10 protein-coding genes and 1 pseudogene are annotated in these 15,178 nt (G+C 70.5%); 5 read left to right on the forward strand and 6 right to left on the reverse strand.

Annotated features, from left to right (window positions below; all coding sequences use genetic code 11):
• Nucleotides 1–270 (forward strand): annotated as a pseudogene (locus VH969_RS10515) (hypothetical protein); the annotation flags it as partial.
• Here the strand turns inward: VH969_RS10515 and VH969_RS10520 are convergent.
• From VH969_RS10520 to VH969_RS10535, 4 genes are all read right to left on the reverse strand, one after another.
• Nucleotides 212–817, reverse strand: coding sequence for a response regulator transcription factor (locus tag VH969_RS10520; RefSeq protein ID WP_331973534.1), 606 nt, complete (start codon nt 815–817; stop codon nt 212–214). The pseudogene VH969_RS10515 and the gene VH969_RS10520 overlap by 59 nt on opposite strands.
• A gap of 251 nt (nt 818–1,068) precedes the next feature.
• A complete protein-coding gene (locus tag VH969_RS10525) occupies nt 1,069–1,950 on the reverse strand; it encodes an SAM-dependent methyltransferase (RefSeq protein ID WP_331973490.1) in 882 nt (293 codons plus the stop codon).
• Nucleotides 1,951–2,156: 206 nt separating this feature from the next.
• Entirely contained in the window at nt 2,157–6,476 is a 4,320-nt protein-coding gene (locus VH969_RS10530) for a golvesin C-terminal-like domain-containing protein (RefSeq protein WP_331973491.1), read from the reverse strand.
• 130 nt (nt 6,477–6,606) lie between these two features.
• Entirely contained in the window at nt 6,607–7,182 is a 576-nt protein-coding gene (locus tag VH969_RS10535) for a hypothetical protein (protein ID WP_331973492.1), read from the reverse strand.
• A gap of 148 nt (nt 7,183–7,330) precedes the next feature.
• Here VH969_RS10535 and VH969_RS10540 point away from each other — a divergent pair, with 148 nt between their 5' ends.
• From VH969_RS10540 to VH969_RS10555, 4 genes are all read left to right on the forward strand, one after another.
• Complete coding sequence (locus VH969_RS10540) at nt 7,331–10,243, forward strand: AfsR/SARP family transcriptional regulator (RefSeq protein ID WP_331973493.1); 2,913 nt, start codon at nt 7,331–7,333, stop codon at nt 10,241–10,243.
• 286 nt (nt 10,244–10,529) lie between these two features.
• On the forward strand, nt 10,530–11,315 hold the full coding sequence (locus tag VH969_RS10545) for a hypothetical protein (RefSeq protein ID WP_331973494.1): 786 nt from the start codon (nt 10,530–10,532) through the stop codon (nt 11,313–11,315).
• Between the two features lie 407 nt (nt 11,316–11,722).
• The gene (locus VH969_RS10550) at nt 11,723–13,117 is read left to right on the forward strand and encodes a serine/threonine-protein kinase (RefSeq protein ID WP_331973495.1); all 1,395 of its coding nucleotides are present in this window, start codon (nt 11,723–11,725) and stop codon (nt 13,115–13,117) included.
• 95 nt (nt 13,118–13,212) lie between these two features.
• Nucleotides 13,213–13,572: a cation:proton antiporter domain-containing protein gene (locus VH969_RS10555; protein ID WP_331973496.1), complete on the forward strand. Its 360-nt coding sequence runs from the start codon at nt 13,213–13,215 to the stop codon at nt 13,570–13,572.
• A gap of 30 nt (nt 13,573–13,602) precedes the next feature.
• On the opposite strand, the gene VH969_RS10560 is transcribed toward VH969_RS10555, so the two are convergent.
• Both VH969_RS10560 and VH969_RS10565 read right to left on the reverse strand, forming a co-directional pair.
• Entirely contained in the window at nt 13,603–14,826 is a 1,224-nt protein-coding gene (locus VH969_RS10560; protein ID WP_331973497.1) for an RNA polymerase sigma factor, read from the reverse strand.
• Nucleotides 14,823–15,170 carry a YciI family protein gene (locus VH969_RS10565; RefSeq protein WP_331973498.1) on the reverse strand — a complete coding sequence of 116 codons (348 nt, stop codon included), beginning with the start codon at nt 15,168–15,170 and terminating at the stop codon, nt 14,823–14,825. The genes VH969_RS10560 and VH969_RS10565 overlap by 4 nt, the downstream gene beginning before the upstream one ends.
• Nucleotides 15,171–15,178: the final 8 nt, after the last annotated feature.

Consider the following 15,178-nt stretch of genomic DNA (forward strand, 5'->3'; position numbering starts at 1 on the left):
ATCATCAACGACGGGGTCAACGACGGGCCCGACGACGGGGCCGACGACGGGGCCCCCGCGAACGCCGCGAAGGGCAGCGGCAACGGGATCACGAACCTCTCCGAGCGCGTGGCCGCCATGCACGGCGAGATCTGCGTGGAACGGTTGCCGGGCGACAGGTTCCGCCTGCACGCGAGCATGCCGCTGGCGCACGAGGGCGGCGGCGGCTCGGCTACAACCAGCCAGCGTCCTTGGCGATTCGGATCGCATCGACACGGTTCCGCGCGTTGAGCTTGGACACCACGGACGTCAGGTAGTTGCGCACCGTTCCGGCCGACAGGCACAGGCGGCCGGCGATGTCCCCCGGATCGGCCCCCTGCTCGGTCAGCCGCAGCACCTCCAGCTCCCGGCTGGTGAGCGGGCACGCCTCGGAGTCCCATGCCGCGAGGGCGAGCTCGGCGTCGACCACCCGCAGGCCGACCGACACCTCCCGGACGGCCTTCGCCAGCTTGTCGGCGGGCGCGTCCTTGAGCAGGAACCCGTTGACCCGGGCGCTGAGCGCTCGGCGCAGCGTGCCGGGTCGGCCGAGGCTGGTCAGGATCAGCGTGCGGCAGCTCGGCACCCGCTCGTGCACCTCCGCGGCGGCCGTGAGCCCGTCCATGCCGGGCAGGTCGATGTCGATGACGGCGACGTCCGGCCGGTGCTCGAGCACGGCCGGCACGATCGCGGTGCCCGACGCCACCTCCGCGACGACCTTGATGTCGGGCTCGTACGCGAGCAGAGCGACCAGCGCCCCCCGGACCATGTGCATGTCCTCGGCCAGCAGAACCTTGATCACGCCGAGCCTTCCGGCCACCGGCGTCCAAGGTGAAGATCCCAGGCAGTGTGGCTCAACTCGTGGATCACCTCCGCGTACGAACCGTCCCCGCTGGCCTGAGGATCTCAAAGACCGGGGCGAAGCGCCGCCGCCGCGACGCCTCGCCCGAGCGAGGTGCGAGTGCCGCCCGACGCGGGTGCGCGGTGCCGCACGGCGCCCGCCGGTCCCGGGCTCGGGTGCCCGGGAGCCGGCGGCGGTTCACGCGGCCGGCACTACTTCGCGGGCTTGCGCAGCAGGAACATGTAGCAGCCGAGGTGCTCGCGGAAGAAGGTGCGGACCAACGGCATCACGTAGTCCATCTCACCGACGAGCTCCGGCCCGTACCGGTCGACGATCTCGTCGTGCCGGTCGGCGTAGAGCAGCCCCATCACCTCGCCGCTGAACGCGCAGTTCTGCGTCATGTTGTCGACCTTGACCAGCTCGAACCCGGCGTCGGCCGCCAGCTCCATCGTCTTCGCCGGCGTGGTCGGCGGCATGCAGTGCCAGGTCTGCAGGTACGCGGTGAGCAGCTCTTCGGACGGGGTCCCGCGGAGGGTGAACTCGGTGACCAGGAAGTGGCCACCCGGCCGGAGCACGCGGGCGGCCTCGGCGAAACCCTGCCGGCGGTCGGACAGGTGCGCGAACACCTCGATCGCCATGGCGGCGTCGAACGACTCGTCCGCGAAGTCCAGGGCCATGGCGTTGCCGTAGCCGAAGGACACGCGGTCGGCGACGTCCGCCGACTTGGCCCGCTCGACGGCCTTGTCGAGCTGGACCTGGCTGACGTTGATCCCGGTGACCCGCGCGCCGCTGCGCTGGGCGATCCGGACCGCCGGCGCGCCGGCGCCGCAGCCGATGTCCAGCAGGTGGTCGCCGGCCTGCACCCCGAGGGTCTCGAGGTGGTAGTCGGTCTGCTGCTCCTGCGCCCTGTTGGACAGGTCGAGGAGCGTGGACGCGGGCTCGCGGTCGCCGGGCGGGGACCACAGGCCGATGTGCAGGCTGATGTCGCTGGCGATCAGTTCGTGCAGGTCGGCGAACTGGTCGTAGTTGACACCGATGTCTTCCGGGCTCGGCGCGGTGATTCCTTCGGCGACCTGGTCAGTAGTGTCAGTCACTTTTCGCAGCTCCCTTTGCACGATCCGTAATGTACGAAATGCCAAGTTAACAATTCGGGCATGGACGGCAGAAGGGAGAAATTCACGTCTTGCCCATGACCTCGTCCCTGGCACCACCGGCGTCGAGCACATGGCAGGGACCCCCGGTGCGGAGTCGAGCCGGGTTCCGCACCGGGGGCCGCCGTGGCGTCACGAGCCTCGCGACGTCAGGTGATGTTGCAGACGGAGGCGATGTCGCAGAGCTCGAATCCGGTCTGGACGTAATACGCGTTGCTGTCCAGGAGCCGGACCTCCTTGGTGAACCGGCCGAGGTCGCCGCCCGCGTCCGTGTTCTGCTGGGCCGGAACCGCGGCCCGGCCGCAGATCTCGTTCCAGCTCGGATACGGGTAGTTGTTGTCGATCTCGAGCATCCACGAGCCGTCGGCCTGCTTGTCCGCGTACAGCTGGGCGCAGTACTTGCCCGAGGTGAGCGTCATCCCGCCGCTCTCGCGGGATTTCGCGAACGGGTACTCGTCGCAGCTTTGCCCGTCCGCGTTGGGGTTGGGATGCCATTCGGCCACGGCACGATCGCACATCTTGCCCCGGTTCTCGTCGGCCTTGGCGTCGTCGGCGAGGCGGTGCAGTGGCTTGTCGTACTTCTCGCTGCCCGGGTGCGATGCCAGCTTCTCCATGAGCACCCAGTAGTACGAGGCCGCGGCGGGGTACTTCTCGGTGTTGAGCTGCAGCGTCGGGGTGTACTTCGGGAACACGCAGCCGGTGTTGCCGCCGACCTTGTTGTCGCACCGGACGTCGAACCCGTTGTTCTTCCACTCCGGAAGGGCCTCGGTCGTGGCGTCCGGCGTGGACCAGCTCGTGTTCCAGGTGAAGTCGAGGACCTGCTCACCGCTGGTGATCTTGTTCCAGGTGTAGGTGTTGGTGCGCGTGGCGACGTGCGTGTCGCCCGCCGTCCACGTGGTGCTGCCGGTCCAGGCGCCGTTGCTCTCGGTGCAGCCGGTGGTCGGCCAGCAGTCCTCCAGGAACGACGTCATCGTGGTGGAGCTGATGCCCGTCATGTTGACCAGGGACAGCTCGGTCCACGTGGTGAACTGGTTCGACGTGGGGTTGAGGTTGATCTCCTGGATGACCTTGATGGTCGCGTTGCCGACGGGAACGCCGTCGCGTGTCGCGCTGAGCGGGAGGAGCCCGCGCAGGCAACCCTGCGTCCGCGACTGCATGGCGGCGCCGCTGACGTCCTTGCACCACCCGACCGGGCCCGCCGCGGGGGCGGCCGACGAGGGCTTCGCGTCCTTGCCCTTGAACGGCCGGTACGAGGCGCACAGGGTGATGCCGTCACCGCCGGTCGAGCACGACTCCCTGCCGCTGAGCGGCGCCGGAGAGCTGACCTCCTTCGGCTTCTGCACGGCGACGAAGTCGACGTCGGGTGCGTTCGGGTCCGCCTCGGGGAACGTGATGTCGTTCAGGCCGTCATGGTCGCCGGGCACGAACGCGACGGCGTCGAAGGCGATGTCCGCGGTGCCGTCGCCGCCGTTGAAGTTGTCCAGGCTCACCTGTGGTGTCGTGTCGTTGAACCGGTAGGCGCCCAGCGACACCCACTTGTTGGACTGGTTGTCCGCCTGGGAGATCTTCTTGGTGACGGTGCCGAACGCCGTCTCGATCCGGTAGTCGGCCGCGCTCGTCTGCGCGCCGTGGTCCGGGATGTGCGCGAACACCTCGGCCTGGCCGCCGAACGCGGTGATCTTGCTGCCCAGCTTCCACGTGCCGGTGACCTTCATCCGGTCGCCCGGCGGCGGGTAGGACTCCGGCGAGCGGGTGTGGGTGAACCAGAAGTGGTTGCCGTAGCCGGCACCGATCTGATGGGTGTCGATCTTGCCGGGGTAGGTGGTGATGGTCTGCCCGGTATCGGAGTCGACGATCTCGGAAGGCTGGTACGTCAGCGTGAACGTGCCGTCCGACTGCGCCGCGCCGCATCCTCGCGAGCCGGCGCCCGCCGGCGTCGTCCCGTCCGGGATGTCGTCGACGATCAGCGCGTTCGACGGGAGACCGGTCGAGCAGCGCGGCGGGTAGGAGTTGGCGTCGGCCTGCTCCGGGTAGCTGGTGTTGAAGCGGTGCACCTGGTGGCCGCACTCGGCCTGCTCCTCGCAGTTCTTCCACTGGGCCGACTTGTCCCACCAGCAATGCAACCAGTGCGGGTTGGTGTCGCTGTCGCCGGAGTCGAGGGTGCAGGCGCCCATGCCGGGATCGTTGGAGTCGTCGTCGCCGATCTTGGACGGATCGCAGGAGTTGCTGCTGTCGCAGAACAGGTCGATCGGTGGCTTGACCGCCGTGCGTTCGGCGTTGCTGTTCCACCACGCGGGAAGGTAGCCGGGCTTGAAGTCGCCGGGCCCGAACATGGCCGAGATGGGGCGTGCGGCCCAGCCCATGACCTTCTCCTCGTACGGCCAGTCCTGCGGGTGTGCCGCGTCGCTGTAGTCGTCACCGCCGGCCTCGTCCTCGAGGAACAAGGTGCGGTTGGCCTTCCACAGCGGGTTGGCCGGGTTGTTGGTCCAGCCCAGTCCCTTGTGGCCCGCGGAGTCCGGCGTGTTGTAGAAGCCGGAGTTGTAGGCCCACAGCGCGAAGAACCAGTTCTCGATCCACTGTGGATGGCCGCCGTTGATCTTCATCCCGGCGTAGTACGTGTCGTTCCACTTGTGGGAGAGGATCTGCACGCCGTAGGCGATGTTGGTGGCGTAGTCCAGCGCGACGGCCTCCTGCGTGCCCGCGGGCAGGGCGGTCTCGCCCGGCTTCTCCTTGCCCGCCAGGCGCATGCCGTCGGTGGCCTGGGTGATGCCGTAGCCGCAGTCCGCCTCGGAGAAGTTGATGCGCCAGGGGTCGGCCTGGGTTCCGTCGGAGGCGTACTGGGTGCCGTAGTAGTTGCCGATGAGGCTGTTGGCCGTCACGCCGGGGACGGCGAAGCGGGTGGCCTGCCACATGTTGGACTCCTGCGCGGTGATGCCGAGCATCACCTGCGATGGGATGTGCCACCGGTCGGTGACGTCGGGGTCCTCGTTGTCGAGGGTGCCGTTGGGGTCGCCGGCCAGCACGACCGGCGGGAACAGCCCGTTGGGGCTGTAGCCGTCCATGCCGGTGTTCTTCCAGTTCGCCGGACGGTCGAAGCGCAGCTCACCGACGACGGCCTGGTCCACGGCCCATTCGACCTGGCGTGGGGTCGGCTGGAACGCCTGCTTCTTCACGTCGTTGCGGGCGACCGCGCAGTACCGCTCGTCGGTGCCCTCGCTGGGGCCGCTCGCGGACGCCAGGATGCCGGCCTTCCTGGCGGAGTTCTCCGGCTGGACCACGAGAGCGGGTGACGGCTTCGTGCCGGTGTGGACGTTCTCGCCGGTGGCCGCCGGCTTGGCGTCCAGGGTGACGGATCTGCCGGTGGCCAGCACGCGCAGGGTGGTGCGCGCGGTCCGGGCCGCGTCGTCCGGAGTGGTCGGGCTCGTCCTGCCGTCCGCCCAGGTGGTGGTGACGGCGGCGTGCCCGAGGCTGGACATGCGGGCGCCCATGGGCAGGTGGCCGGGGTTGGCGACGGTCTCGGGCGGTTCGCCCTTGCTGGCGGCCGTTCCGGTGATGAACACCCTTCCCGCGGGGGTGCGCGTCAGGTCCCAGTCGGTCAGTTTTCCGGCGGCCACGGTGACCGCGGTGGTCTTCTTCCCGCCGCGGACGCCGGCCGGGGTGAGGTACTGCGCCCAGCTCGCCGTCTTCTCGGACGACTCCTTGTCGGCCTCGCGGTCGATGAAGGCGACGCCGCCGGCGGCGTCGGCGGTGAGCTGGAACGGCGCGTGGCGGGTCACCGCCAGCTCCGCTTCGCCGCCGTCATCGATGCGGACGAGCTCGTTGCCGTGGGCGGCGACGATGCCGTTCTCCGTGGGGATGGCGGAGGTGACCTCGCCGGGACGCGTGATCGGCTTGCCCTGCTTGCCGGTGCGCGTGTCGACGGTCAGCAGCCGGGTGCGCTGGACCTTGTCGCCCTCGTGGGACAGCTGCGTGAACACGGCCGTCTCGCCGTTGCCGCAGCCGGGGCTGAAGTAGGCGAGCGACGCGGTGAAGGGCAGTTTGGTGACCTTGCCGGAGGTGAGGTCGACGACGGCGGCGAACGCGCCGCGTGCCATCAGCTCGGGCCGGTTGGTGAACGTGCGCGGCGCGTACGCGACGGCCGCGTGGTCGCCGGAGGCGGTCAGGCAGGCGTTGCCGATCCAGGTGTCGGCGTCGAAGCCGTCCTCGCGGAGCGTGGCGGCCGTCCGCCACTCGTACCCGGCCGCCTCGTCGGCGGCCAGCAGGTGGAAACCGGTGGCATCGCCGCTGGTGGTGAACGCGGTGTCGGTCGACGTGTGGTAGCTGGAGCCCAGGGTGCGGGCGCGGTCCGCGACGGGAATCGCGGACGGCATGCCCGAGGCCTTCTCCCGCGTGTTCGTGGGCGGGGCGGGGGCGGCCGCGGCCGGCTGGACGAGGGTCAGTGCGAGCGCCGTGGCGGCTGCCCCTGCCACCACAGCGAACATTCGCTTGCTGTGTCTCATTGTTCCTTCTCGGTTGTCGGTGGGAAGGGGCACCAGTCGGTGCGCGGACGTCGAGTCCCGCACCGCAGCGGGTGCGGGACTCGACGAAAGGGGACGGGGCCTAGTTGCAGGCGCCCACCGTGTGGATGGAGTCGACCAGCACCGTGCCGCTGCTGTTCTCCATGTAGGCGTAGGCCGTGCCGCAGTAACCACGGTTCTGGTAGACCGGGCCGGCGTACGAGGAGTAGGTGCCGAAGTCTTCCTTGGCCGGGTCGGCCGTGTAGTTCGACTTCAGCCGCACCCCCATGTAGCGGCTGACGCCGGTGTCGTTGAAGAAGACCGCGCAGATCGGCTTGTCGTAGTAGCTCGGCCCGCTCGTCTTGCCGTTCGTCCAGGTGTAGAGGCTGCCGTAGTCCGTGGTCGTGGAGGGCAGGCGCCACGCACCGGTGGAGATCGTGTAGCCCGCGCCGCACACGTTCGCCGCGGCCACGGCGGCGCTCGCGTCGTTCTCGATGACGTCGATGGTCTGCTTGTCCGCCTTGGCGTCGACGGACAACCCGTCGGCGCCCTCGACGCGGACGGTCGCCGACTGCGGCACGGGCATGTGCTCCTCGGCGGCGGCCGAGGAAACCGTGCCGAGCACACCGATAGTGGCCGCCGCGGTCGCGACGAGCGGCACTAAGATGATCTTTCGCACCCCTGTGGTCCTCTCGTGAGTTCGAGCGCCTGTTGCGCGCCCGTGATCACGAGAGTCACGCCGGGGTATGTAGCCGTTCTGTAGGTAACCTGTACTGCGGGTGGGTGGGGCATGCCTCCACCGGACCCGACCGGTCCTGGGGGTGGGCATGCGGTTCCGGGTCCTCGGCCCGATGGAGTTCCTCGACACCACAGGATGGCGCCGGATCGGGGCGGCCAAGTGGCGAACCCTGCTGGCCGTGCTGCTCATCGAGGCGGACCGGGTGGTGTCCGGCGACCACCTCGCCGCGGAGCTGTGGGGAGACAGCCCGCCGAAGACGGTGGAGAACCAGATTCACGGCTACGTGGCCCGGCTGCGCCGGCTGCTCGGCGCCGGGCGCGGACAGCTGCTGGTGACGCAGGCGCCCGGCTACCGGCTGCGGGTGGGCCCCGAGGACAGCGACCTGGGCCGGTTCACCACGTTGGCCGATCGCGGCCGGTCGGCGCTGCGTGCCGGTGACGTGGACGCGGCGGCGCGCGACCTGAACGACGCGCTGGCGCTGTGGCGCGGAGACGCGTTCGAGGACGTGCCGGCCACGCCGACGGTGCAGGCCACGACCGCACGCCTCGCCGAGGCGCGGACAGACGCGACGGAGGACCTGGCCGAGGTCCGGTTGCTGCGCGGCGAGCACGGCGCGGTGGTGGCCGAGCTGGCCGACCTGGTCCCCCGGCACCCGTTCCGGGAGCGGCTTCGCCAACTGCAGATGCTCGCCCTGTACCGGCAGGGCCGGCAGGCCGATGCGCTCACCGCGTACGGCGAACTGCGCACGCTGCTGGCCGACGAGCTCGGCGTGGACCCGAGCCGGGACGTGCAGCAGCTGTACGAGCAGATCCTGCGCGCCGATCCCGCGCTCCTCGTCGCCGGCACCCGGGACGCGGTCCCGGCCGGCCTGGTGTTGCCGGTGCACCAGCTCCCGCCCGACGTGCCGGACTTCACCGACCGCACCGAGGCACTGTCGACCGTGCTCGAGACGCTGGCCGCGCGGTCGGACAGCGGGCCGCCGCCGGTGGCGGTCGTGGTCGGCGGGCCGGGGGTCGGCAAGTCGAGCCTGGCGGTGCACTCCGCCCACACCGCGAACGAGCAGTTCCCGGACGGGCAGCTCTACCTGGACCTGGCCGGAACGACCACGCGGCCGAGAGACCCCGCCGAGCTGCTCGCCGAGATGCTCGCGGCGCTCGGCGTGAGCGGGAGGGGTATTCCCGACGATCTTTCCGCGCGCGCGTCGCTGTACCGCTCGATGCTGGCGGGCCGCCGCATCCTGCTCGTGCTCGACGACGCCGCGCACACGGGCCAGGTGCGCCCGCTGCTGCCGTCCACGGGCAGCTGCGCGGTGGTGATCACCACTCGCCGGCAGGTGACCGACCTCGTCGGTGCGCGGCACATCGAGCTGGACATGCTGGGACCGGCCGCGGCCCGCGAGCTGTTCACCGCCATCGTGGGTGAGCAACGCGTGGCCGCGGAAGCCGACGACGCCGACGCGATCCTGCGATCCTGCGGATATCTGCCGCTGGCGATCCGGATCTCCGGCGGCAAGCTCGCGGGCCGCACCCGGTGGCCGTTACGGGTCATGCGGGAACGCCTGGAGGACGAGTCGCGGCGGCTGAACGAGCTGCGCATCGGGGAGCTGGGCGTGCGCGCGAGCTTCGACCTGAGCCTGCAGATGCTGCCCGACGTGGCGGTCGAGGCGTTCGCGTTCCTGGGCCTGCTCGGTGCGCAGCCGGTGCCGGCCTGGGTGCTGAACCCGTTGCTCGACCGGCACGACGCCGACGAGGTCCTCGACGCCCTGCTGGACGCCAACCTGATCCAGGTGACGGGCACCGACGCGATCGGCCAGCCCCGGTACCGGCTGCACGACCTGCTGCGCACCTATGCCGTCGAGGCCACCGGCGGCTATCCGCGGGACTCGCGCCGGGCAGCCGTCGAGCGGCTCCTCGCGACCTGGCTGCACCTCGCGGAACACGCGTCGAAGCTCCTGCCGCCCAGCCTCTTCCGGCCGACTCCGGGCGGCGCACCCCGCCGGCCACTACCGCCCGACCTCGTCCCACGGGTCGCCGCGGATCCCCTGGCGTGGTTCGACGCCGAACGCGCCACCCTGCAGGGCGCCGTGGCCCTGGCCGCCGAGTGGGACATGGACGAGCTGGCATGGGAGCTCGCCGCCACGCTGGTCCCCTACTACGACCTGCGCAGCCTGCACCACGAGTGGCAACGCAGCCACCACATAGCACTCGGACCCAACCGCGGCGCGGGCAACGAACGCGGCGAGGCCGTCCTGCTGAACGGGCTCGCGCAGGTGCAGGTCTACCGCGACGACTTCGACAGCGCCCGCCCGAACCTGCAGCGGTCCTTGCAGCTGTACCGCCAGATCGGCGACAAGCGCGGAGAAGCACTCGCCACCGCCAGCCTCGCCACCATCGAACACGTTCTCGGTGACTTCGACCAGGCCCTCGCGCACGCCATGAACGCGCTCGACCTGGTGACCGTGACCGGTGACCGGCACATCGAAGCCCAGCTACGCAACGGCGTCGCCGCGATCCACCTCGCACAGCACCAACTGGACGAAGCGCAGACGCGGTTCCACGAGGCGCTCGAGCTGTCCCGGCAACTGGGCGACATCCACCGCGAAGCGGTCGTACTCCGCGAAATGAGCCAACTGCACTGGAAACGCGGCGAAACGGCGGAGGCACTCGAGCACCTCCGCCGCGCCCTGACGATCTTCGACACGCTGCACGACGAACGGTGCATGGCCTACACGCTCCTGCGCATGGGCCGCGCACACGCGACCCGGCAGGAGAAAGCGCAGGCCTCGACCGCCCTGACCCGTGCCGCCGAACTGTTCAAGCGGTACGGCGACCGCATGGAGGAGGCAACCTGCTGGCAACTTCTCGGCGAGCTGAATTCCGAACACCAGGACCACCCCGCGGCACGCGTCTACCTGACGCACGCACTCAACATCTGGCAAATGTTCGGCGCGGAACAACAGGCCAGCGCGATAACGGCCAAACTCCAGCAGCTGACCAACTGATCGGCTCGGTCGCGGCCGGGTGATCACCCGGCTGGCGGCTGCCTTCGCCTGATACCGGCAGGCATGGTGGCGGGGAGAGGCTGTCGGCGTGCAGTTCCGGACCGAAAGACAACCGTCATCCCGGATTCGTCCGGAGGTCCGCGCTTTTGTCGAGGCAGCGTTTTGTGCGACACTCCCTGACGACCGAGGTCGTCTGTTCCTGGTTCGGTGATCGCGGAGGCTTCGTCTCCGGATTGGCCGTGGAGGCACAGGCGCTCCTTCTTCGCTGCGCGGAGGAGATATGCGCATGGCTGCGTTGGCTGAATTCGCCGCGCTCGTCCCGGCAAGTGGCGTCATCATCTTTCTCATCATCGGATACGCCCGCACGAAATTCCAGCTGTCGGCGGTCCCGTGGCACACAGGACGATACGAACACGACGCCACAATGCCGGTCCTGGCCGGCGCGGCATACCGGGCCGCCGCGAATCAGTCGGATGCGGGAATACCGCCGGCAAGCCCGGTCCACCGGGCGCTGTTCGTCGTCGACATCGAGAACTCGACAGCCAAGCCCGACCCCGTGAAAGCACGGCTGCGCCGCGTTCTCTATCACCTGCTGGGGGAGGCCTTGCGCACGAGCGGAATATCTCCGGACGACTGCGACCGCCTCGTCGACCGAGGCGATGGTGTCCTGATACTCATCAAGCCGGCCGACCACATACCGAAGCTGACTCTGTTCACGGTCCTCGTCCCGACGCTGGAAGATCTCGTCGAGCGACACAACAGGGACAATCCCGAACTGGTCCTCCGGCTGAGGATGGCGGTGCACGCCGGCGAGGTCCACCATGACGAGCAAGGACCATTCGGCGAAGCGGTCGATCTGACCTGCCGCCTGCTCGACGCACCGGAGCTCAAAGCCGCACTCAAGCATGCGAGCTCATCAACCGTCCTCGCGGTGTCTCAGCATCTCTACGAGGTGATCATCGTCCATCACTACGACGGGATCGACGCGACGATGTATTCGCCGCTCATCCGCGTCGAGCTGGTCGGCACGCCGCGGCAGGGCTGGCTGCGCACGACGGCCGGTCCGAGCTGACCGCCTGCGTCCCCACACGCGCTGACGCCCGCCCCGCGGTTCGGCGAGACCTCCAGCCCGCGGTCGAGCCCCGCCGTGCAGGGCGACCACGCGCTGCCGACCGACTCGCTCGCCCGCTCATCCCCACGACGAACACACGGAGGCCCGATCCGACAGGGCTCTGCGCTCGCAACTCATCACCCGTCGTCATGTTCCGCCGTGATGTTCCACCGTCATGTTCCACCGTCATGTTCCAACGCCATGTTTAGCACCCCGGCGAAACAGCAACCCTTGTCGACAAAGGCACCGAGCGAGAGCGAGGTCGTTGTGGCATCCGGGGCTCAGGCGCGCACGCATCACACGGTCGGTGCGAGCTGGGGATGCCGGAAGGCTCGACGCCCCGGCGTGCCAGGTCGGAAGGCCACGACATGACCGAGGAGGGGCAGCTGCTCGCTGGGCGTTACCGGCTGATCCGGCGGATCGGGACGGGCGCGATGGGCGTCGTCTGGCAGGGCCACGACGAGCGGCTGCACCGGTCGGTCGCGATCAAGAAGCTGCTGCTGCGGCCCGATCTCCCGCAAGACAAGGCCGCTGAGGCCCTGGCTCGCTGCCTGCGTGAGGGCCGCATCGCCGCACGGCTGCAGCATCCCAACGCGATCACGGTGTTCGACGTGGTCGACGAGGACGGCGTGCCCAACCTCGTCATGGAGTACGTACCGTCGCGCAGCATGGCGACGGCCATCGCCGAGGACGGGCCGCTGGCGCCGGGTGACGCGGCCGCCATCGGCGCCCACGTAGCCACCGCGCTCGCCGCCGCGCACGACGCCGGCATCGTGCACCGCGACATCACGCCGGGAAACGTCCTCCTCGGCGAGGACGGCTCGGTGAAGCTGACCGACTTCGGCATCTCCCAGGCCGCCGACGACGCCGCGATGACCAAGACGGGCCTGGTCGCCGGCACCCCCGCGTACCTGGCGCCCGAGGTGGCGCACGGCGGTGCCCCCACGCCGGCCTCGGACGTCTTCTCGCTGGGCGCGACGCTCTACACCGCGGTCGAGGGCGCACCCCCGTTCGGCAAGGCCCCGAACGTTCTCGCTCTGCTACACGCGGTGGCCGGCGGCGAGATCAACCCGCCGCGGCGGTCCGGCCCGCTCACCGACGTACTGCTCGCCCTGCTCGCGGCCGACCCGCAAGCCCGGCCCACCGCGGCGCAGGCGCACGACCTCCTCGACGCCGCCGCCCGGCGCGCGGCCTCGGACGAGCAGGTGCCGGCCCCTGTCGTCGCGACCACAGCGGACGCCGAGGAAGCAGCGGACGTGGACGCCGCCCTCATCGCCGCGCCCACCGAGCTGGTCCGCCCGCAGCCCGCCCCGCCACGGACCAAGCCCGCTGCCACCGGCCGTTCGCACAAGGCGATGGCGGCAGCGGGAGTCCTCGTCGTCGCGCTGGCCGCGGTGGGCCTCTGGCTCCTGGGTGGCCACAACAGCGTGACGCCGGCCCAGGACCGGACCCCGGCGGAAGGGAACGAGCACAGCCACACCACGCGGACCTCGGGTCCCGCCCCGGTGGCGCCGGCCGGAGAGCCCGTCAAGGCCGACCAGACGCGTTCGACCACCACGACACCGACATCCCGCGGGGAGGCACCGGCGGCACCGACCTCCGAGGCGGTGGCGCCGGCGGCGGACAACACGACAACGGCACCACCGGCACCACCGACGACGACGGACAACGCCGAGGAGCCGACGCCGAGCGTCCCGACAACCACGCCACCGCCCACCAGCGAGGCCGCGACCACGGCACCGGACTCGGTCGAAGGACCCTGATGAGAAAAGCGGCGCTCGAGACCTGACGCGGGCGCCGCGAACCATGCGCGCCGAGCACCACCGCGGCCCGGTTCGACCGGCTCGACCTGCCGACCGTGCTCTACGCCGTGCTCAGCCTCACCGTCGTGCGCATGGTCCCGTCGCGCTGGCCACGCTGGGCTCCGGCCTTGGACCGCGGCACGGTCCTGTTCGTCGGCTGGTTCGGTCCACGCGGCCTCGCCTCACTCTTGTTCGCCCTGCTCGCCCTCGAGGAGCTCGGCACGCCGGCCGACGAAGCCGTCGCCGTCGTCGCGCGGACCGTCCTGCTGAGCGTCGTCGCGCACGGGCTCACCGCGGCCCCGCTCGCCACACGCTACGGCCGGCTCGAGGGTCACCGGGGACCCGAACCCGGCCGCCCAGTCACGGAGATCCCGATCCGCGGCCTGCCACGCAGGCGGCCGGCGGAGTCCCCGTAGCCGCCCCGGCAGGTCCACAAAGGCCGATGCTCAACGTGTTCCCGGGCCGGCTTCTCGTGACCTCGCCGCCAGGTGGCGGCGCTCGGCCGGGCTGGTCGCCAGGTTCGCCGCTTCCTCGTACGCGACGGCCGCCTCGCCGGTTCGGCCGAGGCGGTGGAGCAGATCGGCGCGGGTGGCGTGGAAGGCGTGATAGCCCGCCAGGTCGAGGCGGTCGAGGAGGTCGAGGGCCGCCTGGGGGCCGTGTACCTCACCGACCACGACCGCGCGGTTGAGTGCCACGACCGGGGTGGGAGCCACCGCGAGGAGCTGGTCGTACAGCGCGAGGATCTGGTGCCAGTCGGTCGTCGCCACGGAGTCCGCGTCGGTGTGCACGGCGTTGATCGCGGCCTGCAGCTGGTACGGCCCGGGCTCGTCGCGGCGCAGGCAGGCGCGGACGAGCCGGCGGCCCTCGGCGATGAGCTCACTGTCCCAGGCAGACCGGTCTTGGTCCCGGAGGAGCACGAGGGTGCCGTCGCCTCCGGTGCGGGTGGCGAAGCGGGCCTCGGTGAGCAGCAGCAACGCGAGCAGGCCGGTCACCTCGGGCTCGTCGGGCAGTAGGCCGGTGAGCAGGCGGGCGAGGCGGATCGCCTCGGCGCGAAGCTCAGCGGTGGAAGGCGGGGCACCTGGCTCCGCACCCGCGTTGTAGATCAGGTAGAGCACGGCGAGCACCGCACGTAACCGCCCGGGCAGCTCGGTCGCCCCCGGCACCCGGTACGGGATGCGGGCCAGCCGGACCTTCCGCTTCGCGCGCACCAGCCGCTGGGCCATCGTCGGCTCGGCGACGAGGAACGCGCGGGCCACCTCGTCGGTGCGCAGCCCACCGAGCAGCCGCAACGTGAGCGCCACCCGCGCCTCGGGAGCAAGAGCCGGATGACAGCACGTGAAGATCAGCCGCAGCCGGTCGTCGGGCACCGCGCCCACCCCCTCTCGCGCCGGTTCGTGCTCGAGTAGCGCGACCTCGCCGAGCAGCTGACGACCGCGGACGTCACGACGCAACCGGTCGATCGCGCAGCGCCGCGCGGTCGTGGTGATCCAGCCACCCGGGTTCGGCGGCAGCCCGTCGCGCGCCCACACCGTCAGGGCGAGCTCGAACGCGTCCTGGACGGCGTCCTCGGCGAGGTCCAGCTGCCCGAAGACGCGGACCAGGGTGGCCACCGACCGGCCGGACTCCGCGCGGAAGACCCGGCCGATCGCGGCCTCCGCCGGACCTGTCACGCGCTGGTGTCCCAGAACGGGCGTACCTCGATGGGCTGCCCGATGATCGCCGAGGTGCGGGCCGCCCAGCGCAGCGCGTCGTCCAGGTCGTCGGCCTCGACGACGTAGAAGCCGCCGAGATGCTCCTTGGACTCCACGAACGGCCCGTCCGTGGTCAGCGTCTCGCCCTCGGTCGCGCGGACCACGGTGGCCACCTCGGGACCGGTCAGCCGGCCGGAGAACAGCCACGCCCCGGTCTCCTTCATCTCCTGCTCCATCGCCTGCATCTCGGCGATCCGGTCGGGTGTCATGGCGTTGCCGGTCGTGTCGGGACTGGTGTGTACGGACAGCAGGTACTGAGCCATGACGACGC

Origin of the sequence: Actinophytocola sp., from assembly GCF_036555685.1 — a bacterium.
GTDB lineage: Bacteria > Actinomycetota > Actinomycetes > Mycobacteriales > Pseudonocardiaceae > Actinophytocola.

What these genes read in the sequence shown, in the direction of transcription:
- VH969_RS10540 (WP_331973493.1), top strand. Translation starts at nt 7,331, where the DNA reads ATGCGGTTCCGGGTCCTCGGCCCGATGGAGTTCCTCGACACCACAGGA.
- VH969_RS10545 (WP_331973494.1), top strand. Translation starts at nt 10,530, where the DNA reads ATGGCTGCGTTGGCTGAATTCGCCGCGCTCGTCCCGGCAAGTGGCGTC.
- VH969_RS10550 (WP_331973495.1), top strand. Translation starts at nt 11,723, where the DNA reads ATGACCGAGGAGGGGCAGCTGCTCGCTGGGCGTTACCGGCTGATCCGG.
- VH969_RS10565 (WP_331973498.1), bottom strand. Translation starts at nt 15,170, where the DNA reads ATGGCTCAGTACCTGCTGTCCGTACACACCAGTCCCGACACGACCGGC.